Source organism: Herbaspirillum sp. Her3 (assembly GCF_057961275.1).
The window spans coordinates 897,260-915,274 of record NZ_CM176328.1; the positions used below are offsets into that span (position 1 = coordinate 897,260).

Genomic DNA, 18,015 nt, shown 5'->3' on the forward strand with positions numbered 1-18,015 from the left:
GCTCCCTCGGGAGCCGTTTTTCATGGGCACGGCGGCAGATCAGCTGCCACCGTCATAGCCATTCTGCCGCCAGGCTTCGTACACCACCACCGCCACCGTATTGGAGAGGTTGATGCTGCGATTGCCCGGCCGCATCGGTAGGCGGATGCGCTGTGCGGTGGGGAAGGATTCGCGCCGCTCAGGGGCCAGTCCGCGGGTCTCGGAACCGAACACGAAGGTGTCGCCCGGCCGGAAGGCCAGGCCGGCAAAGGGCGTGGAGCCATGCGTGGTCATGGCGAACATGCGTGCCTGGTCAAACTGCGGATCCTGGCGGCGACAGGCCAGGAACTGGTCCCAGTCCTTGTGGACCTGCATGTTGGCGTATTCGTGATAATCCAGCCCGGCGCGCCGCATCTTGGCATCGTCGAGCGGGAAGCCGAGTGGCTCCACCAGATGCAATTGCGCACCGGTATTGGCGCACAGGCGGATGATGTTGCCGGTATTGGGAGGGATCTCCGGCTCGACCAGGACGACGTGGAACAAAAAACTTCTCCTGCTGAAAAAAGAGGGCCGGATTCAGACCGGCAGGGTGCGCGCAAAGACCAGGTTGGTCACGCGCCGGGCGCCGTGCCGCTTGAGCACGATCGCCACTTCATTCAAGGTAGCCCCGGTGGTCATGACGTCATCGACGATGCCCACATGCAATCCGCGCACCTGGTCCATGGCGGCAAAGGGCAGGACGAAGGCCGAGCGCACGTTGCGGGCGCGCGCACCGACCGGCAGGGCCGATTGCGCCTGGGTTTCCTTCTTGCGTTCCAGCAGGCGCGGCTGGACCGGGATATCCAGCAGCTTGCCCAGCGGGCGGGCGATTTCCAGCGCCTGGTTGAAACCGCGTTCCTGCAGGCGCGCCAGTCCCAGTGGCACCGGGGCCAGCAGGGTGGGAAGCGGTAACTGCACGTCGCTACCCGGCACCGGATTGCGGCGCGTGGCATCGAAGATCAACCTGGCCAGCAGCGGCGCCAGGCGCAGGTCGCCACCGAACTTCAGGGCCAGCGCCAACTGGTCGGACGGGGCGAAATAATCGGTGGCCACGATGGTGGCATCGAAGGCCGGGCGGTCCTTCATGCAGGCGCCGCAGCGCAGGTCCTTGCCGGTCACCGGCATGGGCAGGGCGCACTGGATGCAGCGGCGATGCTGGCGCGTATAGAAGCGCTTGTGGCAGTGCGCGCACAGGGTCTCGCGCCCGGCCGCGCCGCACAGCGCGCAGGAGGACGGCAGCAGAGGCGGCAGGTACGTCAGCAGACGTTGCAGCCAGCCGGGGCCGGATGCAGCCTTGCCCGGTCCGGCCGGCTTGCCGCCGACGGCCCGATAAGCGGTGCCAGGCTTGGCCTGGGGCGATGCGGCGGCGGGTTTGGTGGGTTTGAGATCCATGTGAGGTGCGCCCGGGAAAAATGGATTTCGACTAAACTACGCGCATTATCGCATCAGCCCCATGCCGCCACACTGCTGCGCTGTCCCCATCTGCCTGTTTCATTGCCCATGTCCCTGCCAACGCCTTCTGCCAGCGCCAAGCTGAGCGCTCCCATCGACCTGCCCCTGGTGCGCCGCCGCTTCGGCCAGCCGCAGCGCGTGGCCGAATCCGATTTCCTGCGCCGCGAAGTCTCGGCCCGCATGCAGGAGCGCCTGGCGCTGGTGAAAATTGCCCCACGTGAAGTCCTGGACGCCGGATGCGGCGAAGGCGCCGACCTGCCGGTGTTGCAGAAGCGCTATCCCGAGGCCCAGGTGATCGGTCTGGACGGCGCCTACGGCATGCTGGCCAAGGCCGCCGAACACCAGCGCGGCGCGCAGACGGCGATGAACCGTCTGTTTGGCTCCATCAACAAATGGCTGGGCGCCGGGACCAGTGGCGGCAGCGGCCCGGCCCTGGCCTGCGCCGATTTCGCCCGCCTGCCGCTGGCGGCCAATGCGCTGGATCTGGTCTGGTCCAACCTGGCCCTGCACTGGCATCCGCAGCCTGATCGCGTCTTCGCCGAGTGGCGCCGCGTGCTGCGGGTGGAAGGCCTGCTGATGTTTTCCTGCTTCGGCCCGGATACGCTGCGCGAGGTGCGCAGTGCCTTCGAACAGATCGATCTTGCACCGCACACCTTGCCCTTCGTCGACATGCACGACTTCGGCGACATGCTGGTCAATGCCGGCTTTTCCACGCCGGTGATGGACATGGAAACCATCACCGTGACCTATGAGACCCCTCAACGGCTGCTCGAAGACGTGCGCGCCTGGGGCGGCAATCCGCTGGAATCGCGGCGCCGCAGCATGTTGAGCCGCAGCCAGTACCAGCGCCTGCTGGCCGCCTTCGAGGCCATGCGCAAGCCCGACGGCAAGATCCCGCTGACCTTCGAGATCGTCTACGGTCACGCCTTCCGCCCGGTGCCCAAGACCACGGCGGCCGGCGAGAGCATCATCCGCTTCGAGCGGCCCTCGCGATAGCCGGATCCTTCATAAAGGCTCAGTCCTGCAACCCGCTCCGGCCTGCCGGATAGTTGCCCTATCGTCACGTCGCGCCTCCTTTCGCACCCCTGCGTGCGTCGCAAAGCCACGCCCCTGGCGGCTTTTGCGCGCCACCGTTGCCAATGCGGCGGTGCGTGCTTGATCCATGGCGACGTTAGCCCTTATACTCAAATGGGTAAAAAAATTCATACAAAGAAATTCCGGCAAGACGAATAGCAAGAATAAATAAGCACCGCAAAACGAATAGCCACGGATAGCGCCATACCAGGGACGTCCCCAGCCAGACCGGGCCGCCCGCATCCAGTGAATGTTCCTGCGGTGAGAAATAGAATTAGAAGCAGAGACAGAGACACACAGACACGCTCGACCGCCAATCATGCTGGCGAGGTGCTATGGAGACGCGGGAATGGATACTGAAGCGCAATTGTTCGATTGCGCCACGCCAGTTGGCGTGGGTCTTCGCAATCCTTTGTACGGTTTCACTCATGGTCGCGCTGGGCTTCACGCTGCGTGGCGCATGGATCATCCTGGTTTTTTCATGCATTGAACTGATGGCGGTGGGCGCGGCCATGCTGGTCTACGCCCGTCACGCCACCGATCGCGAAGTAGTGGTGCTGGCCGATCATGGCCTGGAGGTGGAAGTGATCCAGGGCAGTCGTTCGACCCGCAGCAGCTTGCAGTTGCATGGCATGCGCATCGCTTTTCCTGTCGGTCGCCAGTCGCTGGTGGCTCTGGAAAGCCGGGGGCGGCGCGTGGAAATTGGTCGGTTCATGAGCTTGTGGCAACGGCGCGCTTTCGTGCAGGAGCTGCAACAGGAACTGGCCGCCAGGGGTGGCGGGATGGCAGCACCCTCATTCTTATAATTTTGGGCTCTAGAGGAAATCCATGAAACTTGCGAAGCGCCTTCAATCCTTGACCCTCGGTGCCTCGCTGCTGGCGGCCGGCTTGCCGGCCTGGGCAGTGGTGGACAGTCCGGGGGGGCCGGCCGTACGGCAGATGAATTTCCAGCCGCCGGTGACCAAGATCGCCGAGCAGATCTATGACCTGCACATCCTGATGCTGATCATCTGCCTGGTCATCTTCGTGGCCGTGTTTGGCGTGATGTTCTATTCCATCATCAAGCACCGCAAGTCGGTCGGCCACAAGGCCGCCACCTTCCACGAAAGCACGACCGTGGAAATCGCCTGGACCGTGGTGCCTTTCCTGATCGTGATCGGCATGGCGCTGCCGGCCACCAAGACGGTGGTGGCGATGAAGGACACCTCCAATGCCGACCTCACCATCAAGGTCACCGGCATGCAGTGGAAATGGGGATATGACTATCTGAAGGGTGATGGTGAAGGCATCTCCTTCCTCTCCAGCCTGGCTACGCCGCGCGAGCAGGTTACCGATCCGAGCCTGAAGAAAAACGACAACTACCTGATCGAAGTGGACAATCCGGTGGTGGTGCCCGTCAACAAGAAGGTGCGCCTGGTGACCACCGCCAATGACGTGATCCACTCCTGGACCATTCCCGCCTTCGGCGTGAAGCAGGATGCCATCCCCGGCTTCGTGCGCGACACCTGGTTCCGCGCCGAGAAGATCGGCACCTATCGCGGCCAGTGCGTGGAGCTGTGCGGCAAGGATCACGCCTTCATGCCCATCGTGGTCAACGTGGTCAGCGAAGACGATTACAAGAAATGGGTCGACGGCAAGAAGAAGGAAATGGCCGCCAAGGCCGATGATCCCAACAAGGTCTGGACGGTCGACGAGTTGAAGCAGCGCGGCGAGAAGGTCTATGCCGCCAACTGCGTAGCCTGCCACCAGGCCAACGGCAAGGGTGTGCCGGGTGCCTTCCCGGCGCTCGATGGCAGTGCCGTGGTCAATGGCCCCAAGGATGGCCAGATCCACATCCTGCTCAACGGCAAGAACGCCATGCCGGCGTGGAAGGGTGTGCTGAACGACACCGAGATTGCCGCCGTCATCACCTATACGCGCAACAACTGGTCCAACAAGGCCCAGGAAAACATCGTGCAGCCGGCCGAAGTGCTGGCCGCCCGCAAGTAATCGTTTGGAGAACCGGACATGACTACCACCGTCGATCACGCCCCCGATCATTCCCACGATCACGGGCATGGGCATGCACATGACGACCACGCGCACGATCATCCGCACGGCTGGCGTCGCTGGCTCTTCGCCACCAACCACAAGGACATCGGCACGCTTTACCTGTGGTTCTCGTTCACCATGCTGCTCTCGGGCGGCGTGCTGGCACTGCTGATCCGGGCTGAACTGTTCCAGCCGGGGCTGCAGTTCTTCCGTCCGGAATTCTTCAACCAGTTGACCACCATGCACGGCCTGGTGATGGTGTTTGGCGCGATCATGCCGGCCTTCGTGGGCTTCGCCAACTGGATGATCCCGTTGCAGATCGGCGCCTCCGACATGGCCTTTGCGCGCATGAACAACTTCTCGTTCTGGCTGCTGCCGCCTGCGGCGCTGCTGCTGGCGGGTTCCTTCCTGGTGCCGGGCGGTGCCACCGCGGCCGGCTGGACGCTGTATGCGCCGCTGTCCACGCAGATGGGCCCCGGCATGGACATGGGCATCTTCGCCATGCACATCATGGGCGCGTCGTCCATCATGGGCTCGATCAACATCATCGTCACCATCTTGAACATGCGCGCGCCCGGCATGACGCTGATGAAGATGCCGATGTTCTGCTGGACCTGGCTCATCACCGCCTACCTGCTCATCGCCGTGATGCCGGTGCTGGCCGGTGCCATCACCATGACGCTGACCGACCGCCATTTCGGCACCTCCTTCTTCAACGCCGCCGGTGGCGGTGACCCGGTGATGTACCAGCACATCTTCTGGTTCTTCGGCCATCCCGAGGTCTACATCATGATCCTGCCGGCCTTCGGCATCGTCTCGCAGATCATCCCGGCCTTCGCGCGCAAGCCGCTGTTCGGCTATGCCTCGATGGTGTACGCCACTGCCTCGATTGCGATCCTGTCCTTCATCGTCTGGGCGCACCACATGTTCACTACCGGCATGCCGGTGACCGCGCAGCTGTTCTTCATGTACGCCACCATGCTCATTGCGGTACCGACCGGCGTGAAGATCTTCAACTGGATCGCCACCATGTGGCGCGGCTCGATGACTTTCGAGACGCCGATGCTGTTCTCGGTGGGCTTCATCTTCGTCTTCACCATGGGTGGCTTCACTGGCCTGATCCTGGCCGTCACGCCCATCGACATCCAGATGCAGGATACCTATTACGTGGTGGCGCACTTCCACTACGTGCTGGTGGCGGGCTCGCTGTTTGCGCTCTTCGCCGGCTACTATTACTGGGGCCCGAAGTGGACCGGCTTCATGTACAACGAATGGCGTGGCAAGTTCCACTTCTGGGCCTCGCTGGTCACCTTCAACATCACCTTCTTCCCGATGCACTTCCTGGGGCTGGCCGGCATGCCGCGCCGCTATGCGGACTACCCGGCGCAGTTCACCGACTTCAACATGATCGCCTCCATCGGCGCCTTCGGGTTCGGGCTGTCGCAGGTGTACTTCCTGTTCTTCGTGGTGATTCCCTCGATCAAGGGCGGCAAGAAGGCCGAGGCCAAGCCCTGGGAAGGCGCGGAAGGACTGGAATGGACCGTGCCCAGCCCGGCGCCTTTCCACACTTTCGAGGAACCGCCGGTGGTGAAGTGATCGCCTGTGGACAAGACAAGTCATCACACCTGATGCAAAGGCAACGCCCATGACCGAACGCAAGAAACCCAACAACCTGCGCACCGGCCTGCTGCTGGGGATGGTGGCGCTGGCCTTCTTCGTTGGCATCTTCATCAACCGCATCTGGTTTGCGCAATGAGCAGAAACGATGATCCGGTCGAAGACGGCGCATCACGCGGCCTGAACCGCGTGATGTTCAGGAAGCTGCTGGTGGTGGCGGTGCTGATGTTCGGCTTCGGCTATGCGCTCATTCCGGTCTATCGCAAGATCTGCGAAGTGACCGGGGTGAACTTCCTCACGCCCAAGGATGCGACGGTGGAAGCACCGGCCAATACGCAGGTCGACAAGTCGCGCACCATCACGGTCGAGTTCGATGGCAATGCCCAGGGACCGTGGCGCTTCCGCCCGACGGTGGCCAGCCTGCAGGTGCATCCGGGCGAGATGACCCAGGTCACCTATGAAGTGGTCAATACCCAGCCGCGCAACGTCGATGCCCAGGCCATCCCCAGCTATGCGCCGATGCAGTCGGCGGCCTTCTTCAAGAAGGTGGAGTGCTTCTGCTTCACCCAGCAGACGCTGGGGCCGAACCAGGCCAAGCAGATGCCGGTGGTGTTCTACATCGATCCCAAGCTGCCCAAGGAAGTGACGACGATCACGCTGTCCTATACCTTCTTCGAGATCAACGGCAAGGACAAGACGGCGGGCTGAGCCGCCGTGAGGAGATGGTGTGAACGATGAGCTCAAACAGGCGGCCCGGCGCAAGGCCTCCTTCGGCGCGACGATGAAGGCGGTGTTCTGGTCCTTCTTCGGCGTGCGCAAGCGCAAGGATTATGAATCGGATGCGGCGCAACTGAACCCGGTCCACGTGATCATCGCCGGCATCCTCGGTGCGGTGATCTTCGTGGGCGTGCTGGTGAGCATCGTCAAGCTGGTGCTGCGCAGCGCGACGGGTGGATGAGCTGCCCGGTTTTCAAAGAGCATTAAGGAAAAGTGAACCTGGATCGCAAGAGCATTCAACGCAGCTTAATGCTCGAGCCGCCAGCCAATGCAGTCAGATTTCGTACCGGGAGAAGAACATGAGTTCTCAGCAAGCCAAGGCACCCCATTATTTCGTTCCGGGCCCGTCGCGCTGGCCGATGATGGCGGGCATTTCCATGCTCATCACCATGATCGGGGCCTCGGCCTGGGTCAATGGCGTTTCGTGGGCGCCCTACGTCAATCTCTTCGGCATCCTGATGGTGCTGGTGGTGCTGTACTACTGGTTTGGCGATGCCATCCGCGAATCGGAATCCGGGCTCTACAGCGAGCGTATCGACCTGTCCTATCGCTGGAGCATGAGCTGGTTCATCTTCTCGGAGGTGATGTTCTTCGGTGCCTTCTTCGGTGCGCTGTTCTATGCCCGCAGCATCACCATGCCGTGGCTGTCCGATCTCGATCACAAGGTGATCTGGCCCGACTACACCGGGCAATGGGGCAATGTCGGCCCGGCCGGTACGGTGGAGAACTTCACCACCATGGGGCCGTTCCCCATCCCCACCATCAACACCTTGCTGCTGCTGAGTTCGGGTGTGACGTTGACCATCTCGCACCACGCCATGCGCGCCGGCCATCGCGCGCAGACGGCGGTGTGGCTGTTCCTGACCATCCTGCTGGGCGCGGTCTTCATGGGATTCCAGGCGTATGAATATATCCATGCCTATACCGAGCTGAACCTCAAGCTCAGTTCCGGCATATATGGCTCGACCTTCTTCATGCTGACGGGCTTCCACGGCTTCCACGTGACCATGGGCGCGATCATGCTGTCGGTGGTGCTCTATCGCGTATTGCGCGGGCACTTCACGCCCACGCATCACTTCGCCTTCGAGGGCGCGGCCTGGTACTGGCACTTCGTGGACGTGGTGTGGCTGGGGCTGTACGTGGTGGTGTACTGGCTGTAAGCGTGCCGGTGGCCTGCGCAGAAGCCGCACCTCGGTGCGGCTTTTTCATGCGCGGCGCGCTGCAGATCAGCGGATGCCGGTCGGCTGTATCCAGCCCAGCTTGTAGCTCAGGAGGATGAACAGGAACAGCGCCACCGAAAAGCCGACCCGCAAGGTCAGCGCCTGCACGGTGCGGTTGCTCTTGCCCTTGTCGCGCATCAGGAAGATCAGCGCCGAGGCCAGGCTGGCCAGGATGAGGATGAAGGCGATGGCGACGACGATTTTCATGAGGATGGAACCCTGTCTCCGAAGGCGTGCATGCGGTATGCTGCGACGCTGGTGTGTATGTGATTGTTCTTGTCCCGTGTGCGCTTCATTGTAAGGCCAAACTTCATCGATGCCGAACCGATTCGTTTTCCGCTTCATCCCTTTCTGCGCCACGCTGATCGTGGCCGCCGCCGGCATCGCGCTGGGGCAGTGGCAGACGCATCGCGCCCAGGAGAAGCTGGCCTTGCAGCAGCGCATGCAGGCGCGCTCCGGTGAAGCGCCACTGCGTGCGCTGCCCGCAGATGTTGCCGATGCTGAATTCCGGCACGTTCAACTGCGCGGCCAGTTCCTTGCGCAATGGACGCTCTATCTGGAAAACCGCCCCTACAACGGCGCCGTGGGTTTCCATGTGCTCACGCTGTTCCAGCCCGAGGGCAGTGCGCAGGCCGTCGTGGTGGCACGCGGCTGGGCGCCGCGCGATGCCGCTGATCGCACACGCGTGCCGCAAGTGCCGCCGCCGTCCAGCATGACCGAGGTGGAAGGCATCTTGCGCAAGGATGCCGGCCACGTCATGCAGCTGGGCACGGCCGATGCGCCGCGCCCGCAGGCCATCCTGCAGAACCTGGACCTGCCGGCGCTGGCGGCAGCGAGCGGGCTGTCCATCGCACCGCTGGTGCTCGAGCAGGGCGGGGCAGCGGGCGATACGCTGGTGCGCGACTGGCCTGCGCCCTCGCTGGGCATCGACCGTCATCGCGGCTATGCCGTGCAGTGGTACGCACTGGCGGCGATGGCCCTTCTTTTTTTCATCGTCACAGGATTCAAACGTGGTCGTCATGACAAAGCCTGAAGTCCCCCAGCCGTCCGCATCCAACGAGGAGGCGCGCCGCCGCCGCATCGGACGCTGGAAGATGCTGGCCGTGGTCGCCGTGTGCGCGGCACCGCTGATCGCGTCTTATCTCACCTATTACGTCATCAAGCCGCAGAGCCGCAACAACTATGGCGCGCTGATCGATCCGCGGCAGTATCCGATTCCCGATCTCGGCAGCAGCGCCATCGATGGCAGCCCGGCCAGGCTGGAGGATTACAAGGGCAAGTGGGTGATGCTGCAGGTCGATGGCGGCGACTGCGGCGAGACCTGCCAGAACAAACTGCTGACCATGCGCCAGCTGCGGCTCATGCAAGGCAAGGAAATGGACCGCATCGAACGGGTCTGGCTGGTCACCGACCGCACCCCGATTGCGACCCTGCTGCTGCGCGAATACGACGGAACCGATATCCTTCGGGTTGACGCTGGCAAATTGCAGTCCTGGTTGCCGGCCGATGCCGGGACCACCGCCCGGGACCACATCTACCTGATCGACCCGCTGGGCAACCTGATGATGCGTTTCCCCAAGGACCCCGATCCCGGCAAGATGAAGAAGGACATTTCCAAGTTGCTGCGCGCCTCTTCCATCGGCTGATGCCGAGGGAACCCGGCGCACCGTGACGCAAGTTTGACTCAAGATGAATGCAACGACGCTGATACAACTGGGCCTGACCGGGCTCGTGGTCGCCCTGATTCCGCTCGCGCTGGTGCGGCGCGCGCAGGGTGTGGCCAACAAATACCGCAAGCTGGTGTGGGTGACGCTGTTCTTTACCTTCGACCTGATCATGTTCGGCGCCTTCACGCGCCTGACCGACTCGGGGCTGGGTTGTCCTGACTGGCCGGGCTGCTACAGCCATGCCAATCCGCTCCTGGCGCATGAGCACATCAATGCCGCCGAAGAGGCCATGCCCTTTGGTCCCGTGACTTGGGCCAAGGCCTGGATCGAGATGATCCATCGCTATTTCGCCATGGCCGTGGGTTTCCTCATCATCGTGCTGATGGTGGTGGCGTGGCGCCGCTGGATCAGGTCGGGCAAGACCGAACTGCAGTTCCGTCCCTGGTTCCCGACTGCGCTGCTGGGCTTCGTCTGCCTGCAGGGGGCTTTCGGTGCGTGGACCGTGACCATGAAGCTGCAGCCGATCATCGTGACGACGCACCTGCTGCTGGGCCTGACGCTACTGGCGATGCTGGCCTGGCTGGCAGCGCGGCAGGAGCAGCACCTGCCCGTCTCTGCGAGCGGTCGCGCACTGATGGTGCCGGCCACCGTGGGGGCCGCACTGCTGGGATTGCAGATCGCGCTGGGCGGCTGGGTCAGCACCAATTATGCGGCGTTGGCCTGTTCGGACTTCCCGCTCTGCAATGGCAAGCTGGTGCCGGACATGGATTTTGAACACGGCTTTACGCTCTGGCGCCACCTCGGCATGACCGCTTCCGGCGATTACCTACCGGTCGAAGCGCTGACCGCGATCCATTGGGTGCATCGCAGTTTTGCCTTTGTCGTCATCTTGTATGTTGTATGGCTGGCACACCGGGCGTTGCGCGATGAGGGCTTGCGCAAGACCGCCCGCTGGATGCTGACGGTGCTGGGTTTGCAGCTCTGTACTGGCCTGGCGACCATCTATCTGAACTGGCCGCTGGCCATTGCCGTGATCCACAACGGCGGTGCGGCGCTGCTGGTCATCCTGATGGTCATGTTAAACTACAAGGTCCGTTACGCACCCTCCAGCCTGGCCACCGCTGCTCCACCAGTGCACGCCCGGCCCGTCACGCCATGACCACATTGACCGCCCAACCCAACCGCATCGCCCAGTACTGGGCACTGACCAAGCCGCGCGTGACGCAGCTGGCGGTGTTCTGTGCCGTGATCGGCATGTTCCTCTCCACGCCTGAACTGCCTGACTGGCACAAGGTCATCTTCGGCACGCTGGGCATCTGGCTCCTGGCCGGCGCGGCCTTCGCCATCAACTGCCTGGTCGAACGCGAGATCGATTCGCGCATGGCCCGTACGGCGCGCCGCCCGATGGCGCGCGGCGAAATCACCGTGGGTCAGACCCTGGTGTTCTCGGGCGTGCTGGGCGGCCTGGGCATGTGGGTGCTGTACAACCTGGTCAATCCCCTGACCATGTGGCTGACCTTCGCCACCTTCGTCGGTTACGCCATCATCTACACCATCATCCTGAAACCGGCGACCTCGCAGAACATCGTCATCGGCGGCCTGGCCGGCGCCATGCCGCCCGCGCTGGGCTGGGCGGCGATGGCCAATGACGTGCCGATGCAGGCCTGGGTGCTGGTGATGATCATCTTCATCTGGACCCCGCCGCACTTCTGGGCGCTGGCCATGTACCGCCGCGACGACTACGCCAAGTCCGGCCTGCCGATGCTGCCCATCACGCATGGCATGGACGTGACCAAGCTGCACATCCTGATGTACACCATTGCGCTCCTGGCGGTGAGCATGCTGCCCTTCGCCATCGGCATGAGCGGCTTGATCTACCTGGGCACGGCCATCGTGCTGGGCGGGATCTTCTTCTGGTATTCGTGGCAGATCTATCGCCATTACACCGACCTGATCGCGCGCAAGGCCTTTGCCTATTCGATCATCTACCTGTCCATCCTGTTTGCGGTGCTGCTGGTGGACCACTATTTCCTGTTCCGCAGCTTCTGAACTCATGAAAAGATTTTTCTCGGCACTGCTGCTGGCTGGCTGCGCGACGCTGCTGGCGGCTTGCGGGCCGTCCAAGCCTGAACTGAAGTTCAACAATACGGATGTCACCGGCCTGGACTATGCCAAGGACTTCGCGCTCACCGACCACAACGGCAAGCCGCGCACCCTGGCCGATTTCAAGGGCAAGGTGGTGGTGATGTTCTTCGGCTATACGCAATGCCCCGACGTGTGCCCGACCACCATGGCCGAGATGTCCAACGTCATGAAGGAACTGGGTCCGGATGCCGATCGGGTGCAGGTGCTCTTCGTCACCGTCGATCCCGAGCGCGATACTCAGGAAGTGTTATCGCAATACGTGCCGGCCTTCGACAAGCGCTTCCTCGGCCTGCGCGGCGATCTGCAGCAGACCGAGAAGGTCGCCAAGGAATTCAAGGTGTTCTACCAGAAGGTGCCGGGCAAGCAGCCGGGCAGCTATACGATGGATCACACTGCGGGCAGCTACGTGTTCGATCCGCAGGGACACATCCGCCTGTTCGTCAAGCATGGCCAGGGACCGCAGACGCTGGCGCATGACATCAAGCTGTTGCTGTCGTGATGGTGCAGGAAAAGAAATAAACGATATAAATCGTTTGGATGAAAAGAAAGGCGCCCGAGGGCGCCTTTCTTGTTTCTGCTGAATCGGGGGTGAAGAACCGATCAGGAATAAGCCTGCAGTGCAGTCTTCATCTTCTTCAGCGCCACCGCTTCGATCTGGCGGATACGCTCGGCGGAGACCCCGAACTCGTCTGCCAGTTCATGCAGGGTGGCGCCCGAGCCATCGTCATTGGCCAGCCAGCGGGCTTCGACGATACGGCGCGAGCGGTCATCCAGCTTGGACAGTGCGGCTTCCAGGCCTTCGGACTGCAGGCGGTCGTACTGCTTGGCCTCGATCACGCGGGTCGGTTCCGAATTCTCCGAAGACAGGTAGGCGATGGGCGCGAACTTGTCATCGTCATCATCGGTGGGCGATTCCAGGGCGATGTCGCGACCGGACAGACGGGTTTCCATCTCGATCACTTCTTCGCGCTTGACGTCCAGGGTCTTGGCCAGGGCCTCGACCTGGGCCGGCGTCATCGCGTCCAGGCCTTCCTTGTGGCTGCGCAGGTTGAAGAACAGCTTGCGCTGGGCCTTGGTGGTAGCAACCTTCACCAGACGCCAGTTCTTCAGGATGTACTCGTGGATCTCGGCCTTGATCCAGTGCATGGCATAGGACACCAGGCGCACGTTCTGGGCCGGGTCGAAGCGCTTGACCGCCTTCATCAGGCCGATGTTGCCCTCCTGGATCAGGTCGGCGTGCGGCAGGCCGTAGCCGAGATAGCCGCGGGCGATCGACACCACCAGGCGCAGGTGCGACAGCACCATCTTCTGAGCGGCGCCCAGGTCGTTCTTCTCACGCAGATCGCGGGCCAGCTTGACCTCTTCTTCCTGGGTCAGCATGGGCAGGCGGTTCACTGCCGAGATATAAGCGTCGATGTTGCCCAGGCTGCCGGAAAAACCCAGCGCGAGTGCATTGGACTCGGCAGGCATGAGTGCAGTGTGTGCAGACGCAGTTTTCATGGATTCTCCTTGGTTCCTTTACGGAAACAGTATGAAACGGTAGGAAGCGGATGCTTCAGTTGCCGGGGGCAATGTGGTCAACTTCCCCGGCCCGGCCAACGCGGCCAGACGCTGTTTGGTGCAGTGCTCCCCTAAAACTGGAGCAATTCGATAAAGTATTTTAGCACTCGTCACCCGGGAGTGCTAATTGCATGATAGTGAAGCGCTGATAGCCAAGATCTATTGCTGTTCAGCTAACCATTGCATTAATTCCCCTTCATCTTAGTCGCCTTTGAGCGACAAAAGTTGCGATGGGGGTCAAAAGCGGCTCAGAAACTTGTAACAATTTTTGCAGCGCAAAGGCCATCGGAAAGCGCAGCAGCCGTGATGCCAAGCGTCGTAGTGAAGAACAGATCGTAGCGCCTGAACTCGTCAAACGACGAGATTGGGTCTGTTAAGGAGACGCGTGAGCCGGCGGTTTATTGTTGTGGGAAGCCATGCTGGCTAAAATTTCCCGCCAGAAAGTCCAAAGCCCGCTAAAGCGGGCTTTGTCCTCAATTTACAGGGGCACGACCAATTGCTTGGAAAACCCCTGTCTCTATGCGCTCGAGTATATCACTCCGCGTTCATCATTTTCAACAGGCAGGCGGCATGCTGAAACATCTCACGGCTCCTCGGTTGTCCACACTCCAGCGATTTTTTCTCACGAGCTCGCACAAGGATACGCTGGGTTGTTATGCCTGGACCCAGGCGGTTGCCGCAGGGATGCTGCCATTGCTTGCCGATGTCGAGGTGTCGCTGCGCAATGCCTTGCACGGCGCGCTGTCGCGATATTACGGTGCCGTGGACTCGTTCGGCTGGATGATGCCCAGGCCAAATCCAGCGCACGCGATCAATCCAGCCGCACCCGGCGTACTGCCGCCATTGCACAAGCTGAGCTCGAAATCGCGTGTCGACGTTCTCTGTGCGATGGAAAAAGTCGCCGGCAAAAAGCCGTCGGCCTATGTCGTCACCCCTGATGATGTGGTGGCGGCCTTGCCTTTCGGCTTCTGGGAAGTACTGATTGGTGGACTGGCTCATCGTTCACAGCCATCAGGATTGCAGGCTGCGATTCTGGCAGCGGTATTTCCGTATGCGCCTGACAGCCAGCTTTTTACCTACGGCAGTCCCGAATTCAGGAGACGGGTCGTCAGCCTGCTCAAGAGAATCCGCGACGTACGCAACCGCATCGGGCACCACGACGCCATCTGGACCATTCCGGAATTCGACCAGTTCGGCATCCTCGGCCTCATCCCGCGCCGGCCCCGGCACACCGTCAACAGCCTGCGGCGCCTTGTGGACAATTTATCGTGGTTCGCAGGCTGGATTGATCCGGTCATCTCCCGGCATCTGCGCAACAGCGATCACTGGTGGTCGTTGCAGGTCTTGCTGGACCGGCAGGCACTGGCGACGTATCGCCGCTCTGGCGGCCGGGCAGGAACCTATCGCCTGGTACTGGAAGTGACCAGGCCACCCAGTCCCGCCATGGCGGCGCGGCGGCGAACGCTCCTCAAGCAGAGCGCATCACGAGGCCTGCACCGTTACTTCTTCTGATCAGCGATCAGCGCGCCGCTCAAGCCTTCCTGGCCAACTGCCTGCGCACCGACAGCATCGCCCCGAACAAGCCCAGCAAGCCGCTGATGGCCAGCAGCAGGCCGATGGCCATGGGGCTGGGCAGGGCCAGCTGGAATTCCGATGCATACAAGTGGGCAAAATCCAGAATCGCTTCGTTCAGCGGCTGCTGCGCCGCCACCACCAGTCCCAGCGCCACCAGCCCGGCGCACAAGCCCAGCAGGGCGCCGGTGTAGTAGAAGGGCCGATAGATGAAGGAATTGGTTGCCCCGAACAGGCGCGACACCTCGATCTCATCGCGCTGCGTCATCACCTGCAGGCGGATGGTATTGAACACCACCGCCACCACCACCGCGCCCAGCGTGATGCCCAGGAACAGCAACACCAGCCGCAGGATGCGCAGCAGTGCCGCCAGCCGCTTGACCCATTCGGAATCGATCTGCACCGTGTCCACGCCCGGCTGCTTCTTCAACTGCTGGGCGATGTCATCCACGCGGGTGGCATTCATGGCGTTCTCGAAGCCCGGCAGGCGCACCACGTAGCTGTCCGGCAGCGGATTGCTGCCCAGCGTGGCGAGCACGTCGGCCAGGCCGGTCTTGCTCTTCATCGCCTCAAAAGCCTTCTCGCGCGGGATGAATTCGACCTTGCCGTTGGTCTTGCCGTCCTTCAGGATCTGGCTGATGGTCTTGCCCACCGCCTGGGCTGCCTCTCGGCTGGCGTCGGGCTTCATGAAGATGCTGATCTCCGGCTCCACCGACATCTGGTCCGAGATCGGCCGCACGTTTTCCAGCGCCGACAGGCCCGCAAAGGGCAGGGCCAGCGCAATCGAGACCACCAGCACGTTGAGCACGAAATTGCCGGGCGAGCGCAGCAGGTGGCGCAGCGCATCGGCGATGGCGGCGAAATGCTGTCCGAGCCAGTTCATGGCGATACCTCCACGGGATTGGCCACGCCGTTGTGCCAGCCATCGACGATGCGGCCACGGTCCAGGTAGATGATGCGGTCGGCACCGGTCAGGAAATTCTCGTCATGGGTCGAGATCAGGCAGGTCACGCCCACACCATGGAAGGATTTCAGCGCTGCCAGCACCTTGTTGGCATTGGCGCGGTCCAGGTTGGCGGTCGGTTCGTCGGCCAGGATGATCTGCGGCCGGTTGACGATGGCGCGCGCAATGGCCACCCGCTGCTGCTCGCCACCGGACAGTTCCAGCGGTTCGCAGCGGGCCTTGTCCAGCAGGTCTACCTTGTCCAGCGCGGCGCGGGCGCGCTTTTCGGCGTCCTGGCGGGAAGAGCCGGTCACGATCAGCGGCAGCATCACGTTGGCCAGCAGATTGCGGTCCAGCAAGAGTTTCTGCTGCTGGAAGATCAGCCCCAGGTTGCGCCGCAGATAGGGCAGGCCGGATGCCTTGAGCCCCACGATATCGGTACCGCTGACGGTGAGCTTGCCCGAGGTGGGCCGCTCGATGGCGGCGATCATCTTCAGGAGGGTCGATTTGCCGGCGCCGGAAGGGCCGGCCAGAAAGATCAATTCGCCCTTCTTCACCGACAACGTAATGTCGCGCAGGGCATAGACCTCGCGCGCGTATTGCTTGGAAACCCGGGTAAATTCAATCATCGGTTCAACTCAGGAGGGCGTCGACGAATTCGGTGGCGTTGAAGGGTTGCAGGTCTTCGATCTTTTCACCCACGCCGATGAAGTACAGCGGCACCGGGCGGGTCTTGGCGATGGCGGCCAGGATGCCGCCCTTGGCCGTGCCATCCAGCTTGGTCACCACCAGACCGGTCAGCCCCAGCGCATCATCGAAGGCCTTGACCTGGGCCAGCGCGTTCTGGCCGGTGTTGCCGTCGATCACCAGCAGCACTTCGTGCGGCGCCGAATTCATGGCCTTGGCAATGACCCGCTTGATCTTCTTGAGTTCATCCATCAGGTGCAGTTGCGTGGGCAGGCGGCCGGCCGTATCGACCATCACCACGTGGGTGCCGCGCGCCTGGGCCGAATGCACCGAGTCATAGGCCACCGCAGCCGGATCGCCGGATTCCTGCGCAATCACCTGCACGTTGTTGCGCTCGCCCCAGACCGCCAGCTGCTCGCGGGCAGCGGCGCGGAAGGTGTCGCCCGCAGCCAGCAGCACCGACTGGCCGTGCGCCTGCAGATGCAGCGCCAGTTTGCCGATGGTGGTGGTCTTGCCGGCACCGTTGACGCCGGCAATCATCATCACCAGCGGCTTGTCACGGCCCAGCACCAGCGGACGCTGCAGCGGCTGCAGCAGGTCGATCAGCAGGGTGCGCAGGGCAGTGCGCACCTGGGCGGCTTCGGTGAGGCGCTCGTTTTTGACTTTTTTCTTCAGTTCGTCCAGCAGCCACTGGGTGGCTTCGACCCCGGCGTCCGAGACCAGCAGGGCCGATTCCAGCTCCTCGTACAAGTCTTCATCAATGCGCGCACCCACGAACAGCGTGGTCAGGTTGTTCGAGGTCTTGGACAGCCCGGCCTTCAGGCGCGACAGCCAGGAGCGCTTGGCCTCGGGGGCAGGTTCCGGGGCGGCGACGATCTCGACCTCTTCTGCCGTCTCTTCCACGGCGGGCACAGGTTCGGGTTGCGGGGCAGGCGCAGCCACCGGGGCTGGCGCCGCGGAAACAGGAGCGGCAGGGGCGGCAGGGGCAGCCGGAACATCAGGTACAGGCTGGGGCGCCGGCTCGGCCTGGGGCGGCAGCGCGGGTTGCGCTTCCGGTTTGGGTTTTCTCTTGAAGAAACTGAACATCGGATGGCGGATAGGCAGGATGGTGGCTGCGGCCGGGGCGGGGAGGGCGGGACGGCAGGCGCGTGGCTGCCCTGACAACCGCAGTGGACAGGTTACAATTGCCCCCTCCACAAGACCCGCGCATGGCCGCCAGGGTCAATGAATCCTGCATTTTATCAGAGCACAG

21 protein-coding genes are annotated in these 18,015 nt (G+C 62.5%); 14 read left to right on the top strand and 7 right to left on the bottom strand.

The window, feature by feature from the left end:
• Positions 1-39 precede the first annotated feature (39 nt).
• Together ACVC5H_RS04105 and ACVC5H_RS04110 are read right to left on the bottom strand one after the other, a co-directional pair.
• Positions 40-522 (bottom strand): tRNA (cytidine(34)-2'-O)-methyltransferase, encoded by a 483-nt coding sequence (locus ACVC5H_RS04105; RefSeq protein ID WP_489621133.1) that lies wholly within the window; start codon positions 520-522, stop codon positions 40-42.
• A gap of 33 nt (positions 523-555) precedes the next feature.
• The gene (locus tag ACVC5H_RS04110) at positions 556-1,410 is read right to left on the bottom strand and encodes a double zinc ribbon domain-containing protein (protein ID WP_489621134.1); all 855 of its coding nucleotides are present in this window, start codon (positions 1,408-1,410) and stop codon (positions 556-558) included.
• A 108-nt stretch (positions 1,411-1,518) separates the two neighbouring features.
• Here ACVC5H_RS04110 and ACVC5H_RS04115 point away from each other — a divergent pair, with 108 nt between their 5' ends.
• The 8 genes from ACVC5H_RS04115 to ACVC5H_RS04150 all read left to right on the top strand — a co-directional run bounded on the left by ACVC5H_RS04115 (position 1,519) and on the right by ACVC5H_RS04150 (position 8,129).
• Positions 1,519-2,466, top strand: coding sequence for a methyltransferase domain-containing protein (locus tag ACVC5H_RS04115; RefSeq protein ID WP_489621135.1), 948 nt, complete (start codon positions 1,519-1,521; stop codon positions 2,464-2,466).
• Positions 2,467-2,879: 413 nt separating this feature from the next.
• The gene (locus ACVC5H_RS04120; protein ID WP_489621136.1) at positions 2,880-3,350 is read left to right on the top strand and encodes a DUF2244 domain-containing protein; all 471 of its coding nucleotides are present in this window, start codon (positions 2,880-2,882) and stop codon (positions 3,348-3,350) included.
• A 22-nt stretch (positions 3,351-3,372) separates the two neighbouring features.
• Positions 3,373-4,533: a cytochrome c oxidase subunit II gene (coxB, locus tag ACVC5H_RS04125; RefSeq protein ID WP_489621137.1), complete on the top strand. Its 1,161-nt coding sequence runs from the start codon at positions 3,373-3,375 to the stop codon at positions 4,531-4,533.
• A gap of 18 nt (positions 4,534-4,551) precedes the next feature.
• Positions 4,552-6,171, top strand: coding sequence for a cytochrome c oxidase subunit I (gene ctaD / locus ACVC5H_RS04130; protein WP_489621138.1), 1,620 nt, complete (start codon positions 4,552-4,554; stop codon positions 6,169-6,171).
• A 49-nt stretch (positions 6,172-6,220) separates the two neighbouring features.
• Positions 6,221-6,331 (top strand): cytochrome oxidase small assembly protein, encoded by a 111-nt coding sequence (locus ACVC5H_RS04135; RefSeq protein ID WP_338716715.1) that lies wholly within the window; start codon positions 6,221-6,223, stop codon positions 6,329-6,331.
• Entirely contained in the window at positions 6,328-6,900 is a 573-nt protein-coding gene (locus ACVC5H_RS04140; RefSeq protein WP_489621139.1) for a cytochrome c oxidase assembly protein, read from the top strand. Before ACVC5H_RS04135 ends, ACVC5H_RS04140 begins: the two co-directional genes overlap by 4 nt.
• A 73-nt stretch (positions 6,901-6,973) precedes the next feature.
• Positions 6,974-7,150: a DUF2970 domain-containing protein gene (locus ACVC5H_RS04145; RefSeq protein WP_489622648.1), complete on the top strand. Its 177-nt coding sequence runs from the start codon at positions 6,974-6,976 to the stop codon at positions 7,148-7,150.
• A 118-nt stretch (positions 7,151-7,268) separates the two neighbouring features.
• A complete protein-coding gene (locus ACVC5H_RS04150) occupies positions 7,269-8,129 on the top strand; it encodes a cytochrome c oxidase subunit 3 (RefSeq protein WP_489621140.1) in 861 nt (286 codons plus the stop codon).
• A 66-nt stretch (positions 8,130-8,195) separates the two neighbouring features.
• Here ACVC5H_RS04150 and ACVC5H_RS04155 read toward each other — a convergent pair whose 3' ends face one another.
• A complete protein-coding gene (locus tag ACVC5H_RS04155; protein WP_013236083.1) occupies positions 8,196-8,396 on the bottom strand; it encodes a twin transmembrane helix small protein in 201 nt (66 codons plus the stop codon).
• Between the two features lie 109 nt (positions 8,397-8,505).
• Here ACVC5H_RS04155 and ACVC5H_RS04160 point away from each other — a divergent pair, with 109 nt between their 5' ends.
• From ACVC5H_RS04160 to ACVC5H_RS04180, 5 genes are read left to right on the top strand one after another with little or no spacing between them, the layout of a single operon-like run.
• Positions 8,506-9,222: an SURF1 family protein gene (locus tag ACVC5H_RS04160; RefSeq protein WP_489621141.1), complete on the top strand. Its 717-nt coding sequence runs from the start codon at positions 8,506-8,508 to the stop codon at positions 9,220-9,222.
• Positions 9,209-9,835, top strand: a complete 627-nt coding sequence (locus ACVC5H_RS04165) for an SCO family protein (protein ID WP_489621142.1) — start codon at positions 9,209-9,211, stop codon at positions 9,833-9,835. The genes ACVC5H_RS04160 and ACVC5H_RS04165 overlap by 14 nt, the downstream gene beginning before the upstream one ends.
• 43 nt (positions 9,836-9,878) lie before the next feature.
• The gene (locus ACVC5H_RS04170; protein WP_489621143.1) at positions 9,879-11,015 is read left to right on the top strand and encodes a COX15/CtaA family protein; all 1,137 of its coding nucleotides are present in this window, start codon (positions 9,879-9,881) and stop codon (positions 11,013-11,015) included.
• Positions 11,012-11,905: a heme o synthase gene (gene cyoE, locus ACVC5H_RS04175; protein WP_489621144.1), complete on the top strand. Its 894-nt coding sequence runs from the start codon at positions 11,012-11,014 to the stop codon at positions 11,903-11,905. The genes ACVC5H_RS04170 and cyoE overlap by 4 nt, the downstream gene beginning before the upstream one ends.
• 4 nt (positions 11,906-11,909) lie before the next feature.
• Positions 11,910-12,500 (top strand): SCO family protein, encoded by a 591-nt coding sequence (locus ACVC5H_RS04180; RefSeq protein ID WP_489621145.1) that lies wholly within the window; start codon positions 11,910-11,912, stop codon positions 12,498-12,500.
• A 101-nt stretch (positions 12,501-12,601) separates the two neighbouring features.
• Here ACVC5H_RS04180 and rpoH read toward each other — a convergent pair whose 3' ends face one another.
• Positions 12,602-13,501, bottom strand: a complete 900-nt coding sequence (rpoH, locus tag ACVC5H_RS04185) for an RNA polymerase sigma factor RpoH (protein WP_489621146.1) — start codon at positions 13,499-13,501, stop codon at positions 12,602-12,604.
• A 630-nt stretch (positions 13,502-14,131) separates the two neighbouring features.
• On the opposite strand from rpoH, the gene ACVC5H_RS04190 reads away from it, so the two are divergent.
• Complete coding sequence (locus tag ACVC5H_RS04190; RefSeq protein WP_489621147.1) at positions 14,132-15,073, top strand: hypothetical protein; 942 nt, start codon at positions 14,132-14,134, stop codon at positions 15,071-15,073.
• Positions 15,074-15,092: 19 nt separating this feature from the next.
• Here ACVC5H_RS04190 and ftsX read toward each other — a convergent pair whose 3' ends face one another.
• Genes ftsX through ftsY form a run of 3 tightly spaced genes read right to left on the bottom strand, consistent with a single transcriptional unit; the run spans position 15,093 to position 17,849 of the window.
• Positions 15,093-16,016: a permease-like cell division protein FtsX gene (gene ftsX, locus ACVC5H_RS04195; RefSeq protein WP_489621148.1), complete on the bottom strand. Its 924-nt coding sequence runs from the start codon at positions 16,014-16,016 to the stop codon at positions 15,093-15,095.
• Positions 16,013-16,705: a cell division ATP-binding protein FtsE gene (locus ACVC5H_RS04200; RefSeq protein ID WP_489621149.1), complete on the bottom strand. Its 693-nt coding sequence runs from the start codon at positions 16,703-16,705 to the stop codon at positions 16,013-16,015. Before ACVC5H_RS04200 ends, ftsX begins: the two co-directional genes overlap by 4 nt.
• Before the next feature lie 4 nt (positions 16,706-16,709).
• Positions 16,710-17,849 carry a signal recognition particle-docking protein FtsY gene (gene ftsY / locus ACVC5H_RS04205; RefSeq protein ID WP_489621150.1) on the bottom strand — a complete coding sequence of 380 codons (1,140 nt, stop codon included), beginning with the start codon at positions 17,847-17,849 and terminating at the stop codon, positions 16,710-16,712.
• Positions 17,850-18,015 lie beyond the last annotated feature (166 nt).